This is a genomic window from Amycolatopsis rhabdoformis, from assembly GCF_035918295.1.
Taxonomy (GTDB): Bacteria; Actinomycetota; Actinomycetes; order Mycobacteriales; family Pseudonocardiaceae; genus Amycolatopsis; species Amycolatopsis rhabdoformis.
Genome location: NZ_CP142149.1, coordinates 8,329,453 through 8,345,769, shown reverse-complemented (window position 1 = coordinate 8,345,769; position 16,317 = coordinate 8,329,453). Strand labels below are relative to the sequence as shown.

Below are 16,317 nucleotides of genomic sequence, written 5' to 3'. Positions count from 1 at the left end.
TGGGGGTCAGGTCGGTGATGCCGTGGACGGCGTTGTTCTCCGGGTTCCGCGGTTGGTTGCGGCAGAGGTGGCCTGGAGAACTGTTGCGGCGGCGGGGAAATCGAGGTCGTGCGGGGTGGGCAGGACCTCGATGGTTCGTTGCTCGAGGCGGCCGTGCCCGATACCGGTGCTGGCGTGGTGGGTGGCCTGGGGCCAGGGCAGCGCGGCAAGGCGGGCGTGGAGACGTTGCTGGTTTTCCTCGACGATGAACACATAACCCGCCTCCCGTGCGGCGAGGTAGGTGGCCAGGCCGCAAGTGGCTGGCACGGCGTCTGCGGTCACCACCACCCCGGTCAGGTCGACCGGGTATCCAGCAGCGGTTGCCTCCAGGTGATCTCGCTCGTCCCGGTGATGACCTGTCGCTGGCACAGCACGATCCCGTCGTGGTGGGTGAGTGCGGACAGTGGATGCACCACGGCGTCACCGGTGCGGGCGAAGGCGCCCCGCAATGATTTTCCGTCCACCGCGATCGCGGGCGGCAAGCTCGACCCGTGCGCGTGGTGCCCGGACCCAGGAACTGATCGCGGCGTCTACGTGATCACCGTCAATCCCCGACTGCGCTCGCCGCACCGTGGCCTCGGTCGGTGCCTGATAGCGCCCCGACCGGCACCGCCGCGCCAGGGCCTGGTGCGAGGCGTCCTGAGCCCACTCGCCGATCGGTGAACGACTGCGCACCCGCCGCCGCGGCCCCCGCACGGATCTAGACCGGCGAATGCCCAACACCCCGCCGGTGCCGCGAATTGGGCACCTGCGCCAGAACACGCCGCAGGTCAGCCAGCTGATCACCAGAGCGAGCCGTTCCTGCCTGCAACGACACGACTTTGCCAGAACCCTGCCTCGGGAGGGCGGGGGGTTTGTCTCCGGAGTCGAGGACAGGCACAAAACCCGCGTAGTCGTGCTGCTCACAGCCAGCAAGAGTGCCGCAAGGTGTCCAATGTGGACCAAAGGAGAGCCGAAACCCCCAGCCCCACATCACAAAACGTGCTCCAGAACCACATCCGCCACCCGAGCCACCGGAATCGTAGTCACCACCTCAAGCGTCGCCGACGCACGTAGCAGGGGTTCCACCGTCTCCAGATACTCCAACGCCTCCTCCAGCTCCCCGGGTCCCTTCCCGTAGGAGTTCGACGTCCGCGTGGCCAACCGATGAGCAAGAACCGAAGCGGGGCAGCTCAACAACACCACATGCGAAAACCCGAACCTCATCTGATTCCGCACCGCCCCCGACACGAACAACGACGGCGTAGAAGCCAGCAGCTCCGCCACAACATCCTCACGCCACAGCCGCTCACCAGCCACCACGTGGTGATACGGCCCGTAGTCCGTGTCCACCGTCACGAACCCCCGCGACGCGAGCTCCGCCAGCAGCGCGCTCTTCCCCACCCCCGACAGGCCCGTGACCAGCACCCGCACCTAACGCGTCTCCAGGATCCGCTCCACGAAGCGCCGCACCTTGTCCTCCATGCGCGCCACGCGCTCCTCCAGCGAGAGCGTCTCCACCGGCTGCGGCACGTTGGACTTCAGTTCGCCCCGCACGTACGCGCTGCAGGCGAGGTTGGCGCACACGTACGTGCCGAGGGTGTTGCCTTCGCGGCCGGACTTGCCGGCGCGGCGGCCGGTGAACAGGGTGACGTCGGAGAGGGAGTGGGTGGTGGAGCAGAAGCCGCACATGTTGCTGCGCAGCCGCGAGGTGGCGGGCGGGGCGGCGCGCAAGGACAAGCCCACCACGGAAGGACCCCACGGAACCACGAGGTACGCCCGGCCGGGGGCTTTCGGGTCGCGCCAGCCGAGGAAGTCGCGGGTGGGCCAGGGGACGTCGGTGGGGAGGGTCACGGACTTGGCCTCGCCGCGGGAGCAGTTCACGAAGGAGGCGCGGATCGCGTCGGCGTCGAGGGGTTGCATGGGGGTCAACGGTAGTGATCGGGCCGGGAAAGCTGCCACGCGTTTTCTCGGCGAGCCGGCCGCTTCTCGGCGAGCCGGCCGCGCGCGGGAGCCCGTACGATCGGCGCGTGCGCAAGAGGACGGCGGGGCGGTTCCGGCTGGTTCTGCGCACGAGTCTGGGCTTCGCCGCGCTGGGGATCGGGTCGAGTGTGGCCGGGTCGGGCGTGGTGGCGTTGCTGCTGCTCCTGGAGGGGCTGCCGGCCGACGTGGGCGACCGCGGCTGGATCCTGGGGCTCACGGCGGGCGGGATCGTGGCCGTGAGCCTGCTCGTCGGCACGCTCTGGACGGCCTACCTGCAGCGCCGCACCGTGGTGTGGTTCACGATCGGGCGGCCGCCGACCGAGGACGAGGCCCAGCGGGCGCTGCGGCTGCCCGTGGACATGGCCGTGGTGAGCGGCACGTTGTGGCTGGTCGGCACCATCGCGCTGGGCACGCTGGCCGGCGTGCTCGGGTCGTTCCAGGACGCCACCGGCATGGCGCTGACGATCGGCCTCGGCGGGCTGACCACCGTCGGCCTGATGTACCTCGCCGCGGAGTGGGTGGCGCGGCCCGTGATGACGATCGCGCTCGACGTGACGCCGCCCCACGGTTCGCTGCCGGTCACGGTGCTGACCAGGCTCATCGTCACGTGGTCGCTGGCCAGCGGGGTGCCGCTCGTCGGCGTGCTGCTGGTCGCGACGCCGGCGGGCGTCGGCCGCGCCAACCCGACCGCCAGCCTGATCATGCTGTCCGTGATCGGCCTGGCCACGGGCGCGATCGGCACGGCGCTGCTGGCCCGCGCCGTCGCCGCGCCGCTGCACCGGCTGCGCGTGGCGCTCGACCGCATCGCGCGCGGCAGCACCGACGTGTCCGTGAACGTGGACGATTCCAGCGAGATCGGCATGCTCCAGACGTCCGTGAACGAGCTCGCCGCCGGCCTGCGTGAGCAGGAACGCATGCGCGACCTGTTCGGCCGGCACGTCGGCACCTCCGTCGCGCGCCACGCCCTCGAGTACGGCGCCTCGCTGTCCGGCGACGTGCGCGAGGTCACGGCCCTGTTCGTGGACGTCGTCGACTCCACCGCGCTCGCGTCGCGCACGCCGCCGGAAGAGCTCGTGGCCAAGCTGAACCGCTTCTTCGCCAGCGTGGTCTCCGCCGTCGACGCCCGCGGCGGCCTGGTCAACAAGTTCCAGGGCGACGCCGCGCTGTGCGTGTTCGGGGCGCCCACCCGCCTGTCCGACGGCCCCACCATGGCCCTGGCCGCCGCCCGCGCGATCCGCGACGCCGTGGTGTCCGCCGGTGAGCTCGACCTGGGTATCGGCGTCGCGTGCGGGCAGGTGTTCGCGGGCCAACTCGGCACGTCGAGCCGCCTCGAGTACACGGTGATCGGCGACGCCGTGAACGAGGCCGCGCGGCTCACCGAGCACGCCAAGTCCGTGCCGTCGCGCATCCTGGCCAGCGATTGCACCGTGAAGGCGGCGCTGGGCGGCGAACGCGAGCTCTGGCTACCGCACGGGTCGCTGCTGCTGCGCGGACGGCAGCAGGCGACCGAAGCGTGGACGACGCAGGACTAACCCAGCTCAGGCCACGTCAGCAACGTCGAACCCCAGGTCAGGCCCGCGCCGAACGCCGTGAGCAGCACGCGGTGGCCCGGCAGGAGCGTGCCGTCGGCAGCGGCGTCGGCCAGGGCCAGCGGGATGGAGGCGGCGCTGGTGTTGCCGACGCGGTCGATGTTGGCCACCACGGCGTCCGCCGGCAGGCCGAGGTGCTTGGCGGTCGCCTGGAGGATGCGGATGTTGGCCTGGTGGCCGACGAAGCGGTCGACGTCGCCGACCATCCAGCCGGCCTGCTCCAGCACGGCGCGCGACGACTCCGCCATGCGAGCGCACGCGTGGCGGAAGACGGCGGTGCCCTGCATCACCAGGTGGTGGTCGCGCTGGTCTTCGGAGAAGCGGTGCTTCGAGCCGCCCGCCTCCACCCACAGCAGACCGGCGAGCTCGCCCTCACTATGCAGGTCGAACGGGCCGATCGCGCCGGGCTCTTCGGAGTCGCCGGCGCGCAGCACGACCGCGCCTGCACCGTCGCCGAAGATGGGCACGGTGGTGCGGTCGGCGGGGTCGACCAGCGACGTGAACACATCGGCGCCGATCACCAGCACGCGCTTGGCGATGCCGCCGGCGATGAAGCCCTGCGCGGTGGCCAGGGCGTAGACGAAGCCGCTGCACACCGCGTTCACGTCGAACGCCGCGGCCGTGCCGAGGCCGAGCCGGGCGGCGACCTGGGGCGCGCTGGCGGGGCAGAGCTGGTCGGCGGTGGAGGTGGCGAGCACCACGGCGTCGACGCCGGTGTCGCCGAGCGCGTCGCGGCCCGCGGCAACGGCGAGATCCACTGTGGACTCGCCGGGCGCGACCATGCGGCGCTCCCGGATGCCCGTGCGCGTGCGGATCCACTCGTCGGAGGTGTCGAGCGACTGCGCGATCTCGTCGTTGGTCACGACCCGTTCGGGCAGCGCGCGGCCGAGTGCGGTCACGACGGCGGTACGACCAGGTGGGAACCCGACAGGACTCACAGCTACTACCTCCCCGGCCGGTGGCGGCGGTTCCACCGGCTCGCTCCCACTTCTATGGGCTACCCCTGGGTAGACCGGTCAGTTGTGGTGCACGTCACTATTCCTCCTCTTTCACGTTCGCTCGATAGGAGGTATTGGGCGAACCTGTTCTTGATCACGGGGTGAGCCTCGGTAAAGACGAAGCGTCGGGTCGGTGTCCCCGGCTAGCCTGAAGCGTGCTCACTCCCGACCTCGACCGGCTGGACCTCGCCATCCTCGCCTGCCTGCAGGCCGATTCGCGCACGATCGCCGAGGTCATCGGCGCGAAGGTGGGCCTTTCGGCCGCCGCCGTGCAGCGCCGCATCAAGCGCCTGCGCGAGACGGGCGTGATCGAGAAGGAGGTCGCCGTGCTGTCCCCCGGCGCCCTCGGGCTCTCGATGACGTTCGTGGTGATGGTGGAGATGGAACGTGAAAATCTGGCGGTGCTCGACGCGTTCCGCAGGCAGGTACTGGGCGACGACTGCGTGCAGCAGTGTTACTACGTCACGGGCACGGCCGATTTCGTGTTGATCGTGACCGCCCCCGACATGGCCGCGTTCGAGGCGTTCACGCGGCGGATGTTCTTCGACAACCCCAACGTCCGGCACTTCACCACGAGCGTGGCCATGGACCGCGTGAAGGTCGGGCTCACGCTTCCCCTGGACTGATCCCCGGCACCCGCCACGGTCTACATCGGACCGTGACGCTTCCGTGACCGTGCGCGAAAGTCTCGGCCGCCCTGTCCATGCGGGCGAAATCGAGTGACGGATGGTCAGCGGCTGAACGCAAGGGGTATGTGGTCCGTGTTACGCCACAGAGGACGGATGCAGCCGATCGCGTGAACGAGGGAAAACCCGCGTCACGAGAGCCGCGGCTGATCATCTCCTTGCCGACCAGTTCGCAGGACGCGAACGACCGGAGGAAACACCAGGAGCAGCCGTGCACACCGACGCCGTACACCAGACCCAGTTCGTGTTGCTGAACGAAAGCACCACGCCGGTGCTGTCCCGCCTGTCCTACCACTGCGCCGAGCCGTTCGCGGTCACCGTGGCGTTCCGGACCGAGCGCGGCCGGTGGATCGAGTGGACGTTCGCACGTGACCTGCTCGTGACCGGCCTCGAGGAGCCGGCCGGGCTGGGCGACGTGCGCATCCGCCCGGACCTGTCCGCGGACCCGGCGATGCTCACGCTGGAGATCGAGTCACCCGACGGGTACGCGTCGTTCGAGCTGGAGCGCGAGGACATCGAATCGTTCCTCGAATCGTCCTACGAGCTGGTCCCGCTCGGCACCGAGAGCGAGAGCTTCGACATCGACGGGCTGATCGAGGAGATCAGCAACGTCTGAACCCAAAGTCTGCCGATCCCGCGGCGGTATAGGGAGAAGGGCGGCTCGAGTGCTCTGGAGGCACTCGATCCGCCCTTCTCCTGTTTCACGGGGAGAGTCAGCCGCGCACGAGCGTGGTGCCGGTCGCCGAAAGGGCGTTGGCGATCGGGTAGAAGTAGGTGTTCACGGTGTCACCGCCGGAAAGCAGGCCCTGCGCCTGGTTGCCGGAGATGAACGAGCCGCCCGAGTCGCCGTGGTCGGAGCGGGCGTTGGTGAGCACCATGCCGGTCACGGTGCCCTCGGGGTAGCGCACGGTCTGGTTCTTGGCGCGGATCGTGCCGCAGGTCCAGCCGGTGGTGGAGCCCGACTTGCAGATCGACGCGCCCACGGCGGCGGCCGTGGAACCCGTGACCCGAGTGCCGTTGTTGATCTGGCCAACCGGGGTCCAGCTGCTGTTGACCCGCGCGAACGCGTAGTCGCTGCCCGGGAAGCGGTAGCTGGAGAACGAGCCCATGGACACGCGGTTGTAGCCGGTGAGCGGGCCCGCGCCGGTGAGCGCGGCGCAGTGGCCGGCGGTGAGGAAGCCGCCGTTCACGGAGAAGCCGACCGAGCAGCGCGAAGAGCCGCCGATGTAGTACGCGTCACCACCGAGCACGTTGTAGTGCAGCTGCGGCGCGGCCGTGGTTTCCGTCACTTCCAGCGCCGAGGTGTCCACACCGGACTGACGCGCGAACGTCTCCGCCGCCGCTCGCTGTCCCTTGAGGACGGTGATCGTGACGCGGTTCGACGCCGGGTCCACGCCCCACGCGGTGACCGACTGCGGCGCGGTCTTCTCGCGCGCGTCCAGCTTGGCGACACTCGAGTCGAGCTGACGAGCGCTGAAGCGCACCACCTGCGCCTCCGCGCCGGCCGCGCGCACCTTGCCGACGAGCGAGGCGTCGGTCACGCCGACGCGCGCCTTGCCCGTGGCCGCGTCGTAGCTCGTGCCGCCGAAGCTCGCGCCGAGCGAGTTTTCGAGCGCCTGGCCCACCTTCGTGGCGGAGTCCTCGGCGGCGAGCCGCGCGATGGCCTGGTCGTGGGTGAGACCGAGGTCGCGCTGCATCGCCGGCACCATGTCGGGGTTCAACAGGGTGGCACCCGCGACCGGGCTGGTGACCGCGGCCATCGTGCCCGCCGTCGCGGCGGCGACGGCGGCGATACCGAGGAATCTGATGATCTTCATGCTGCTCCCTCGTGACTACGCGCGGCACCGGTACGGCCACGCGGCGCATTCGTTCCCCCGGGGTGAGAGCGTGCAGCGTTGGTCCAATCCACTGCAATAAGGGCTCGGCGCGGATAGGTATACGCATTCCCCTTGGCCGAACGCGCTGCTCCGGACGCCGTAGCGACGCCGTTTTCGCGCCCGGTACCGGCCATAAGTAGGGATTCCGGCAACTACTTTGTGTAGCGCGTGCAGCACCCGGAATGTGTGATGCACCCCTGGAACGAGGGGTTGCCTCAAGTTCCGCACGCTTGGTGAACCTCCGCCGAAGATCCGTCTGCCAACCGGTGACGCTCGGTACGCAGACGTGTGAGCGGGGTGCCGAGGTGCAGGTCGTCGCCTGGTTTACGGGTGGCCGAACGCTGCTTAGGCTCCCGACGAAACGGACAAGCGCGTGGGGAGGCCGACATGTGGCACACCGTCCCCCGCCCGACGTCGGTCACCGTGCGCACCGGTCCGACGCCGTTCGCGGGCCGGGATCGGGAGCTCGCCGCCGTGGTCGAGGTGCTCACGCACCGGCCGGCGGCCGTGCTCGTGGAAGGCGAGCCGGGCATGGGCCGCTCGCGGCTGCTCGCCGAGCTGGCCCGGCGGCCCGAGTTCGCCGGCGGTCGCGTGCTGCGGGGTGTCTGCCAGCCGTTGCGCGAGCCGTTCCCGTACGGGCCGGTGCTGGAAGCGCTGCGCTCGGCCGGGGAGCTGGGGCCGTTGAGCCCGGTCGCCGGCGTGCTGCGGCCGCTGCTGCCCGAGCTGGCCGACCGGCTGCCGCCGACACCCGAGCCGCTCGACGATCCGGGCGCGCAGCGGCACCGGGTGTTCCGCGCCGTGCGTGAGGTGTTCGTCGCTTGTGGACCGACGATCCTGCTGGTCGACGACCTGCAGTGGGCCGATGAGGGTACGTGTGATCTGATGCGGTTCCTCGCCGTGGACCTGCCGCCGGAGCTGGCCGTGGTGGCCGCGTACCGCACAGGCGCCGAGCCGTGGCCGGGCCCGTTGGGCGCGCCGGTGCGGGCCGCGCCGACCGTCCACACGGCACGTGTCGCGCTGGGCCCGCTGGACGTCGCGGCGGTGCGGGCGATGGCCGTGGCCGTGCTGGAGCTGCCGAGGGTGAGCGACGAGTTCGCGACCAAGCTGCACGAATGCACGGGTGGCATTCCGTTCGTGGTCGAGGAAACGGTGCGGGCGCTGCGAAACGTGCCGCTGCCGGCCGGCGAGGGACTGTCGGATCGGCTGCTGGAGAACTTGGAGGTGCCGGCGCCGCTGCGGGAGTCGGTGACCGAGCGGCTGGCGGCGCTGCCGGCCGAGGCGGCGCAGCTCACGCGGGCCGCGGCCGTGCTGGCGGTGCCGGCCGATCCGGCGACGCTGGCCGAGGTGGCGGGGCTCGGCGACGCGGTGCGAACGGCGCTGCTGGCCGCGTTGTCCGGTGGGTTGCTGGCCGAGCTGGGCGAAAACCGGTACGGCTTCCGGCATCCGCTCGCGCGCAAGGCCGTCTATGACACCGTCAGCGGGCCTGAGCGGACGTTGCTGCACACCGAGGCGATGCGGGTGCTCGACGCGTTGCCCGCGCCGCCGCCGTTGTTGCTGGCGCAGCACGCGCACGCGGCCGGGCGGACGCAGAAATGGCTTTCTTACGCGGAAGCGGCCGCCGACGAGGCCATCGCCAACGGTGAGACCTCCCGCGCGATCGACCTGCTGCAGTCCGTGCTGCCGGCTTCGGACGACGTCGGGCGGCTCGCCACGAAGCTGAGCCAGGTGGCGTTGCGCGGCTTCCGCCCCGACGTGATCGAGACGCTGGAACGCGTGCTCGAGGACCGGCCGCTGCCGCCGGCGGAGCGTGGCACGATCCGGCTTTCGCTGGGCCTGCTGCTGGTGCGCACGATCGGGCGGCTCGAGCGCGGGCGTGCGGAGGTGGAACGCGCGGTGGCCGAGCTCGTCGACCGTCCGGAGCTCGCGGCGCGCGGCATCAACCTGCTGGCGCAGCCGATCGACGGCCTCACTCCCCTGTCGTGGCACGAGACCTGGGCGCGCCGGGCTTTTTCGGTCCATTCAGGACTGACGGACGCGGAGCTGCGCCTCGCGTTGACTGTCGACCGGATCAGCAACGCTTCGCACGTCGGCGACGGCTCGGCGTGGCAGGAGTTCGAGGCTCTGCCCGACATCGGCGACAGCGTGGCCGAGCGCGTGCAGCTCGCGCGGCTGTGGTGCAACCTGGCCGACGCGCAGTCGTGGTCCGGGCACCTCGACCGCGCGTCCCGGCTGGTCGAGGAGGGCGCGCGGCGCGCCTCGGACGCGGGGGCGCTGTACGCGATCGGCCTCATCCAGGCCACGCACGCCCGGCTGGCCTGGTTCCGCGGCGACTGGGACGGCCTGGCCGAGGCGACGTCCGACGTGCGCGCGCGGTACCCGGAGCTCGCGCCGATCGTGATGGAGACGTCGCTCGTGCTCGGCGGTCTGGCGGCGGTGCGCGGCGAATTCGCGGCCGCGGCGGACCACCTCGCGATCGCGTTCGCGCCCGCCGACGGGCCGATGCCGGTGGTGCTGTCGGCGGCGTCGGTGCTGATCGGCGTGCTGCTGGCGAGCGACGACGTGGCCGGCGCGTGCTCGGTCGCGGACGTCGCCGTGGACGCCGCGCGCCGCAAGGGTGTGTGGGTGTGGGCGGCGTCGCTGGTGCCGGCGGCGGCCGAGGCGTTCACGCGCGCGGACCGCTGGTCGGACGCCGACGCGTTCGTGGAGGAGTTCGCCCGCGGCATCGCCGGCCGGGACGCGCCGTTCGCCTTCGCCGCGCTCGCGGCGGGCCGCGCGGTGTTGACGGGCGCCCGCGGCAAACACCTGGCCGCGGCGGCGTTGTTCGACTCCGCCGCCTCGGCCTACGCGTGCCTGCCGATGCCGTACCTGGCGACTTCGATGGTCGAGCGGGCCGCTTGTCTGCGGTTGTTGGCGGGTCAACGCCCGGCCGTTGATGCCCTGTCCGCCGCCGCCCAGGCGTACGAACGTCTCGGCGCGACTCGCGATGCCGGGCGCTGCCACCACCTGCTGCGCGAGCACGGCGCGTGGGCGCCTTCGCAACGCGGGCGCCGCGGGTACGGCCGCGAGCTCTCGCCGCGCGAACGCGAGGTGGCGCGGATGCTGGCGGAGGGCCGCACGAACCGCGAGATCGCGGACGGGTTGTTCCTGTCGCCGCGGACGGTGGAGCAACACGTGGCGAAGGTGCTGCGAAAACTGGGCGCGCGGGGCCGCGCGGACGTGGGCCGGCACCTCGCGGCGGACGATGCCGCGCTGTCATAAGACTTTGTTACCGCGACGGGTTTCGTGACATCGTCTCCACCATGGCACCGATCGAACTGACCCGCGGCGACCTCACCGAACAACACGTGGACGCCATCGTCAACGCCGCCAACTCCTCCCTCCTCGGCGGCGGCGGCGTCGACGGCGCCATCCACCGCAAGGGCGGCCCCGACATCCTCGCCGCGTGCCGCACCCTGCGCGCCGGCCACTACGGCAAGGGCCTCCGCACGGGCCAGGCCGTCGCCACCACGGCGGGCCGCCTGCCGGCGCGCTGGGTCATCCACACGGTCGGGCCGGTGTGGTCGTCGTCGGAGGACCGGTCTTCGCTGCTGGCGGACTGCCACCGGAACTCGCTGGCGGTGGCGGCGGACCTGGGGGCGGCGACGGTCGCGTTTCCGGCGATTTCGACGGGGGTGTACCGGTGGCCGATGGAGGATGCGGCGCGGATCGCTGTGTCGACGGTTCGGGAGGTGGATACGTCGATGTTCGAGGTGGTGAGGTTTGTGTTGTTCGATCAGCGTGCGTATGAGGCTTTTGAGGCTGTGCTCTGAGTTGGGGTCGTTTTGCCGGCTGAGCGTGCGGTGGCTTGGCCGCGCGCCAGCCGGCAGCGGGGGCCGCGGCCGACTGAACACCTGAGGTGCTGCCCCTGCCCCGGCTGCACAACACACCCCACCCTCCCGAGAGGGGCGTCCCCAAGCCAAGTCTATCGGCGGGGTACGACAAAACGGGCGGTTGAGAACACAGTGGCTCGAGTTGTCCACAAGTCGGGGGTGGGTGTGGACAACATGGGGAAGAGCCGGGATTCGGGGCGCCGATTGAGAAAATCCGCTTCGCGGGCAGAGCGAGGGCAAGCTGCGGCAGGCCCGGTCGGGTGAAAGTTCGCGGCTGCGAGGAATTCGTCGCCGAGCGCGATCGTGAGCCGCATCGGGGGCTGCGCCAGGGCAACTCTCGCCGCGTGACCTAAGCGATCTTGCCGCCTGTCTGGCTCCCCCCGCGGCGAGCGGCCGCCTCGACGAACCCCGACTCGATGGCGTGCTCACCACCGAGCAATCCAGCCCAACCCCACCACACAATGCACCCCACTCCACCCCGTCCTACCGTTGGCGCCGTGACTGAACAGATGCCGGCGTGGCGGCGGGCCACCGAGGGTGAGACGCGGTGGCCGGCGGCGGTCGTGGTGTTGGGGACGTTGGGGTTGCAGCTGGCGTTGCCCGATCGGGTCGTGCTCGAGCCCTGGTGGTTGTTGCCGGTGGTGTCGGTGTTGTTGCTGGTGGCGCTGTTGTTGATCAATCCCGGGCGGATGGGTGAGTTCAGCAAGGTCGAGCGGATCGTGTCGCTGGTGTTGCTGGCGGTGGTGAGCGTGACGACGGCCGCGTTGGCGGTGCGGCTGGTGTTGGGCATCGTGCACGGGTCGTTCAGTGGGCATGCGCCGCAGGTGTTGGTGAGTGGGGCGATCGTGTACTGGACGAACATCGTGGTGTTTTCGCTCTGGTACTGGGAGTTCGACCGCGGCGGGCCGGCGCGGCGGGCGATCGGCCGGAGCGAGTACCCCGACCTGCAGTTCCCGCAGATGGACAGCCCCGACCTCGCGCGCGCGGACTGGGAGCCCAAGTACGCCGACTACCTGTACCTGTCGTTCACGAACTCCACGGCGTTCAGCCCGACGGACGTGATGCCGATGCGGATCTGGACCAAGCTCACGATGATGGTGCAGGCCGCGGTGTCGCTGGTGCTCGCGGTGATGGTGTTCGCCTGGGCGGTCGGGGCGTTGCGCGGCTAAACCCCTCGCCACCAGCCGGAACACGCGGTATACACCGAGCATGCAGAGACCTGAGCCCCCGTACTACGCGGTGATCTTCACGTCCCGCAGAACCGACGTCGACCACGGCTACGCCGAGCGCGCTTCGCAGATGTCGGCGCTCGCGGCCGAGCAGGAGGGTTACCTGGGCGAGACGTCCGTGCGGGACGCGGACGGCCTCGGCATCACGGTGTCGTACTGGCGGGACGAGGCCGCGATCGCCGGGTGGCGGAAGAACCTCGAGCACACCGAGAGCCGACGCCGGGGCCGCGCGGAGTGGTACGAGGAGTTCGACGTGCGGGTGGCCCGGGTCGAGCGGTCCTACGGCTTCGAGCGCTGAACCGACCCGGCCCGCGGGGCGAACCCGCGGGCCGGACCGAGAACGTCAGTGGCGCGTCATCGTGAAGCTCTGTCCGTCCGAGCCGATCGCGCCCGGGCTGAACGTGGCGGAGCCGCGGTCGTCGGCGTCGAGGCCTTCGGGGTTGGTGGACGCGAGGTTCGTGCCGTTGAACTTAACGCCCGTGAACTTGATGCCGCCCGAGATGGTCGGGTACGAGTCGGTGGGCGACTCGATGATGGCCTCGGCCGAGGCGTGCTGCGACGAGAGCGACTTGCTGATCGTCTTCGACCAGCCCTTGGTGGTGTCGCTGATGTCCAGCTTGTAGGTGCTCGTGCCGGTGCGGGTGACCGTCGCCGAGATGTGGTCGCCGGCGCTGACCGGGGCCGCCGACGACGAGTAGTACACCGGGGCGGCCGGGTACATTTCGTACCAGGCCTGGTAAACCGGGCGGCCGCTGGAGCAGTCGGTGGCCACGCCGGTCTGCTCCACAGTGGACGATCCGTCGCCGTCGATGCCCACCCACGGGGCGAACAGGTCGTTGCTCGAGCGGCAGGTCACCGACGGTTCCGTCCAGCTGGCGGTCGCGGTCGTGAAGCTGCCGAAGCTCACGTAGCCGCCCCAGTTACCGCCCGAGAAGCTCTGGCCGTGGAACGACCCGAACGACGGCGTGCTGACGGTGGCGACACCAGCCGCGGCCGCGATGCTCGCCGCGGCGGCCGCCGTGACGGCCAGCACCCGCGCGGTCCGTGAGGAGAGGGGGGAGTTCATGCGGATCCAATCTGATCACCGATGGGGACTCGGGGTGTTACAGGCGGTGCGCACCGGTAACAGTGTTGGATCCGCGTGAGCAGGTGGGTAGCTACTTTCGAAGGGTCTTCACATCTCGGGAACTCTTCACCAGTATGTCCCGAATTTCCCTTGTGTACTAAGAAGTCCGTGACGGCCGCCCCGGGAAGGCGAGGCGGCCGCCACGGTGTGCCCGTCCTCCGCGCGGAAGGACGGACGCGGTGGACTACCGCGCCGAGCGCGTGAGCGCGGCGTCCACGAATTGGGTGGTGTAGGTCTTCGACAGGTCGATCTGGTCCTTCTTCGGCTTCACATTGCTCGAAGACGCACCGAGCACGCTCAGCACGTTGCGCGCGCCGGCCGGGTCCATACGGCCGTCAGGGGTGAACATCGGCAGGCTGTCGCGTAGCGATTTCACGTACAACGCCTTGTCCCCGCCCGCGAACGAAGGCGGCATCACGTCCGCGACCTGTTCCGGCGTGTGGCTTTTCAGCCACTTCAACGAATCGACGAACGCGTTGGTCAGCTTCTGCACCACGTCCGGGTAACGCTTCACGATCTCGCAGCTCATGTACAGCGAGCTGGCCGGGTAGAGCCCGCCGAGCGCGGCGCGCGTGCCCTCCACCGTGCGCATGTCGTAGAGGATCTTGGCCTGGCCGGTGTTGGTGAGCTGCGCGATCGTGGGGTCGGTGGTCATGCCGGCGTCGATGGAACCCTGCTGCATGGCGGAAATGAACGTCTGCCCGGCGCCGACCTTCACCGGCGTGTAGTCCTTGCCGTCCACGCCGCCGCGGCTCGCGAGGGCCTTGGTGAGGAAGTCCGTGGAGGAACCCAGCGACGTCACGCCGAGGTTCTTGCCGCGGAAGTCCTTTCCGGACTGAATGGCCGGAGCCTTGGCCGACGCCACCATTTCGGCTTCACCGGGCACGTTCGAGAACTGCACCACGCTCGTGAGGCACTGCTCCTTGGCCTGCAGGTCGATCGTGTGGTCGTAGAACCCCACCACCGCCTGCACCTCGCCGGCCAGCAGCGACGTTTCGGCGTTCGCCCCCGAGGGCTGGTCGAACAGCTCGACGTCGAGGCCCTGCTTCTCGTACTCGCCGAGCTGCTGCGCGAGCTGACCCGGCAGGTAGATGACCTTGGAGATGCCGCCGATCATGATCTTGAGGTGCGGCTTGCCGCCGGTGCCGAGGTCGATGTTGCGCGAATCGCGGCAGGCCGTGAGGCTCGCCAACGACACCAGGGCGGCAGTGACCGCGAGTGTCCTCTTCAGCCGCATCAGATGTCCCGGCGCCCGTCGTCGGCGGCCATCTGCGGCCGCCACTTCAGCAGCCGGCTCTCCGCGGTGCCGATCAGCCACTCCGCGAACAGTGCGACCACCGTGATGATCAGCATGCCGGCGTAGACACCGGCGGTGTCGAAGGTGCCCTGCGCGTTGGCGATCAGGAAACCCATACCCGCCTTGGCGCCCGTGTACTCACCGACGACCGCCCCGATCAGCGCGAACCCGAACGCGACGTGCAGCGACGACAGGATCCACGACGTCGCGCTCGGCAGCACAATCGACTTCAGCACCTGCCAGCGGGTCGCACCCAGGATGCGCGCGTTGTCGATCAGGTTGCGGTCGACCTCGCGGGCACCGGTGAAGGCATTGAAGAACACCGCGAAGAACACCAGGATGAACACGGTCGCGATCTTCGACGAGAGCCCCAGCCCGAACCAGATCACGAACAGCGCCGCCAGCACGATGCGGGGCAAGGCGTTGGCAGCCTTGATGAACGGCGCCAGCACCTCCGCGAGGTACCGGCTGCGCCCCAGCACCACACCGAAGAGCACACCGGCGATCGCACCGAGCACGAAGCCGATCACGGCTTCCTCCACGGTCACCAGGATCTGGTACCAGATGGACCCGAAGTCGGTGCCCGTCGTGAACCACTCGACGGCCCGCTCCCAGATCTTCGAGGGCATGGAGTAGAAGAACGGGTCGATCCAGAAACGGCCGGCGAGCTCCCAGCTGCCGAGCCACACCACGAGGATGGCCAGCCGCAGCAACCACACGTTCCGCTTGCGGCGACCGGCGGTCCGCTTGGCCTTGGCCAGGATGTCCTGTTCGGATTCGGTCACCGGCACCACCGGCGCCGCTGTCGTCTCAAGCGACACTGGTCGCTCCCTTCCGGCGGGCCTTGTCGACCTCGCCGCGCAGCGATTCCCAGATGTCGGAGTAGATCGAGCGGAATTCCTCGGTGAGCCGCAGGTCCTCGACCTTGCGCGGACGCTCGAGCGGGATCTCGAACACGTCCTTCACCGTGGCGGGACTCGTGGTCAGCACCACGACCTTGTCGGCGAGCGCGATGGCCTCGTCGAGGTCGTGCGTCACGAAGACCACCGCGGCGCCGGAACCGGACCACAGGCGCAGCAGCTCGTCCTGCATCAACGCGCGGGTCTGCACGTCGAGCGCGGAGAACGGCTCGTCCATGAGCAGGATCTTCGGGCCGGTGACCAGAGTCTGCGCGAGAGCGACGCGCTTGCGCATACCGCCGGAAAGCTGGTGCGGGTAGTACTTCTCGAAACCTTCGAGGCCCACCCGGCCGATCCAGTCGCGGGCCTTCTCGCGAGCGTCCGCTTTGGACACGCCGCGGAAGCGCGGGCCGGAGGCGACGTTGTCGAGTACCGAACGCCACGGCATCACCGCGTCGGTCTGGAACATGTACCCGACACCGTCCGGAATGGACGTCACCTCGGTGCCGTTCACGCGGACGCTGCCGGCCGACGCGGGCTGCAGGCCGCTGACCAGCGAAAGCGTGGTCGACTTGCCGCAGCCGGTGGGGCCGACGACCGCGACGAACTCGCCCGGCTGCACGGTCATGGTCAGGTCGCGGACCGCGGTGTGCACGGATCCGGAGCCGCTGGGGAACCTCTTGGTCGCGTGGTCCAGCTCGATCAGGGGTGGCGCCATCGTGGTGACTCCTTCGTCACGGTGGGGA

The 16,317-nt window shown here is 69.9% G+C and carries 17 protein-coding genes; 7 read left to right on the top strand and 10 right to left on the bottom strand.

The genetic code is table 11. The annotated features are described in order from the left end of the window. Positions 1–6 precede the first annotated feature (6 nt). The 4 genes from VSH64_RS38560 to VSH64_RS38545 all read right to left on the bottom strand — a co-directional run bounded on the left by VSH64_RS38560 (position 7) and on the right by VSH64_RS38545 (position 1,941). On the bottom strand, positions 7–321 hold the full coding sequence (locus VSH64_RS38560) for a hypothetical protein (protein WP_326567682.1): 315 nt from the start codon (positions 319–321) through the stop codon (positions 7–9). 11 nt (positions 322–332) lie between these two features. Next, a complete protein-coding gene (locus VSH64_RS38555; RefSeq protein WP_326567681.1) occupies positions 333–521 on the bottom strand; it encodes a hypothetical protein in 189 nt (62 codons plus the stop codon). A 490-nt stretch (positions 522–1,011) separates the two neighbouring features. Continuing rightward, positions 1,012–1,452, bottom strand: coding sequence for an AAA family ATPase (locus VSH64_RS38550; protein ID WP_326567680.1), 441 nt, complete (start codon positions 1,450–1,452; stop codon positions 1,012–1,014). Continuing rightward, positions 1,453–1,941, bottom strand: a complete 489-nt coding sequence (locus VSH64_RS38545) for an FBP domain-containing protein (RefSeq protein WP_326567679.1) — start codon at positions 1,939–1,941, stop codon at positions 1,453–1,455. Positions 1,942–2,048: 107 nt separating this feature from the next. Between VSH64_RS38545 and VSH64_RS38540 the strand changes: the two genes are divergently transcribed. Further along, the gene (locus VSH64_RS38540) at positions 2,049–3,533 is read left to right on the top strand and encodes an adenylate/guanylate cyclase domain-containing protein (RefSeq protein WP_326567678.1); all 1,485 of its coding nucleotides are present in this window, start codon (positions 2,049–2,051) and stop codon (positions 3,531–3,533) included. Here the strand turns inward: VSH64_RS38540 and VSH64_RS38535 are convergent. Next, positions 3,530–4,489 carry a beta-ketoacyl-ACP synthase III gene (locus VSH64_RS38535; protein ID WP_326567677.1) on the bottom strand — a complete coding sequence of 320 codons (960 nt, stop codon included), beginning with the start codon at positions 4,487–4,489 and terminating at the stop codon, positions 3,530–3,532. The genes VSH64_RS38540 and VSH64_RS38535 overlap by 4 nt on opposite strands. A gap of 254 nt (positions 4,490–4,743) precedes the next feature. On the opposite strand from VSH64_RS38535, the gene VSH64_RS38530 reads away from it, so the two are divergent. Then, complete coding sequence (locus VSH64_RS38530) at positions 4,744–5,214, top strand: Lrp/AsnC family transcriptional regulator (protein ID WP_326567676.1); 471 nt, start codon at positions 4,744–4,746, stop codon at positions 5,212–5,214. Positions 5,215–5,485: 271 nt separating this feature from the next. Continuing rightward, the gene (locus VSH64_RS38525; RefSeq protein ID WP_326567675.1) at positions 5,486–5,890 is read left to right on the top strand and encodes an SsgA family sporulation/cell division regulator; all 405 of its coding nucleotides are present in this window, start codon (positions 5,486–5,488) and stop codon (positions 5,888–5,890) included. Positions 5,891–5,987: 97 nt separating this feature from the next. On the opposite strand, the gene VSH64_RS38520 is transcribed toward VSH64_RS38525, so the two are convergent. Further along, positions 5,988–7,091: a S1 family peptidase gene (locus tag VSH64_RS38520; protein WP_326567674.1), complete on the bottom strand. Its 1,104-nt coding sequence runs from the start codon at positions 7,089–7,091 to the stop codon at positions 5,988–5,990. Positions 7,092–7,538: 447 nt separating this feature from the next. Between VSH64_RS38520 and VSH64_RS38515 the strand changes: the two genes are divergently transcribed. The 4 genes from VSH64_RS38515 to VSH64_RS38500 all read left to right on the top strand — a co-directional run bounded on the left by VSH64_RS38515 (position 7,539) and on the right by VSH64_RS38500 (position 12,547). Continuing rightward, positions 7,539–10,409, top strand: a complete 2,871-nt coding sequence (locus VSH64_RS38515) for an AAA family ATPase (RefSeq protein ID WP_326567673.1) — start codon at positions 7,539–7,541, stop codon at positions 10,407–10,409. A 41-nt stretch (positions 10,410–10,450) separates the two neighbouring features. Continuing rightward, the gene (locus VSH64_RS38510; protein WP_326567672.1) at positions 10,451–10,960 is read left to right on the top strand and encodes an O-acetyl-ADP-ribose deacetylase; all 510 of its coding nucleotides are present in this window, start codon (positions 10,451–10,453) and stop codon (positions 10,958–10,960) included. Between the two features lie 557 nt (positions 10,961–11,517). Beyond that, on the top strand, positions 11,518–12,189 hold the full coding sequence (locus VSH64_RS38505; protein ID WP_456062086.1) for a hypothetical protein: 672 nt from the start codon (positions 11,518–11,520) through the stop codon (positions 12,187–12,189). Between the two features lie 40 nt (positions 12,190–12,229). Next, a complete protein-coding gene (locus VSH64_RS38500) occupies positions 12,230–12,547 on the top strand; it encodes an antibiotic biosynthesis monooxygenase family protein (RefSeq protein ID WP_326567671.1) in 318 nt (105 codons plus the stop codon). Between the two features lie 45 nt (positions 12,548–12,592). On the opposite strand, the gene VSH64_RS38495 is transcribed toward VSH64_RS38500, so the two are convergent. The 4 genes from VSH64_RS38495 to VSH64_RS38480 all read right to left on the bottom strand — a co-directional run bounded on the left by VSH64_RS38495 (position 12,593) and on the right by VSH64_RS38480 (position 16,289). Then, the gene (locus VSH64_RS38495) at positions 12,593–13,315 is read right to left on the bottom strand and encodes a G1 family glutamic endopeptidase (protein ID WP_326567670.1); all 723 of its coding nucleotides are present in this window, start codon (positions 13,313–13,315) and stop codon (positions 12,593–12,595) included. 244 nt (positions 13,316–13,559) lie between these two features. Further along, positions 13,560–14,612 carry an ABC transporter substrate-binding protein gene (locus VSH64_RS38490; RefSeq protein ID WP_326567669.1) on the bottom strand — a complete coding sequence of 351 codons (1,053 nt, stop codon included), beginning with the start codon at positions 14,610–14,612 and terminating at the stop codon, positions 13,560–13,562. Then, the gene (locus VSH64_RS38485) at positions 14,612–15,493 is read right to left on the bottom strand and encodes an ABC transporter permease (RefSeq protein ID WP_326567668.1); all 882 of its coding nucleotides are present in this window, start codon (positions 15,491–15,493) and stop codon (positions 14,612–14,614) included. The genes VSH64_RS38490 and VSH64_RS38485 overlap by 1 nt, the downstream gene beginning before the upstream one ends. Beyond that, positions 15,483–16,289, bottom strand: coding sequence for an ABC transporter ATP-binding protein (locus VSH64_RS38480; RefSeq protein WP_326567667.1), 807 nt, complete (start codon positions 16,287–16,289; stop codon positions 15,483–15,485). Before VSH64_RS38480 ends, VSH64_RS38485 begins: the two co-directional genes overlap by 11 nt. Between the last annotated feature and the right edge of the window lie 28 nt (positions 16,290–16,317).

Excerpts from the sequence above, each read along its gene's own strand:
- VSH64_RS38510 (WP_326567672.1), top strand. The coding sequence starts at position 10,451 with ATGGCACCGATCGAACTGACCCGCGGCGACCTCACCGAACAACACGTG.
- VSH64_RS38490 (WP_326567669.1), bottom strand. The coding sequence starts at position 14,612 with ATGCGGCTGAAGAGGACACTCGCGGTCACTGCCGCCCTGGTGTCGTTG.
- VSH64_RS38500 (WP_326567671.1), top strand. The coding sequence starts at position 12,230 with ATGCAGAGACCTGAGCCCCCGTACTACGCGGTGATCTTCACGTCCCGC.
- VSH64_RS38495 (WP_326567670.1), bottom strand. The coding sequence starts at position 13,315 with ATGAACTCCCCCCTCTCCTCACGGACCGCGCGGGTGCTGGCCGTCACG.
- VSH64_RS38515 (WP_326567673.1), top strand. The coding sequence starts at position 7,539 with ATGTGGCACACCGTCCCCCGCCCGACGTCGGTCACCGTGCGCACCGGT.
- VSH64_RS38520 (WP_326567674.1), bottom strand. The coding sequence starts at position 7,091 with ATGAAGATCATCAGATTCCTCGGTATCGCCGCCGTCGCCGCCGCGACG.
- VSH64_RS38480 (WP_326567667.1), bottom strand. The coding sequence starts at position 16,289 with ATGGCGCCACCCCTGATCGAGCTGGACCACGCGACCAAGAGGTTCCCC.
- VSH64_RS38545 (WP_326567679.1), bottom strand. The coding sequence starts at position 1,941 with ATGCAACCCCTCGACGCCGACGCGATCCGCGCCTCCTTCGTGAACTGC.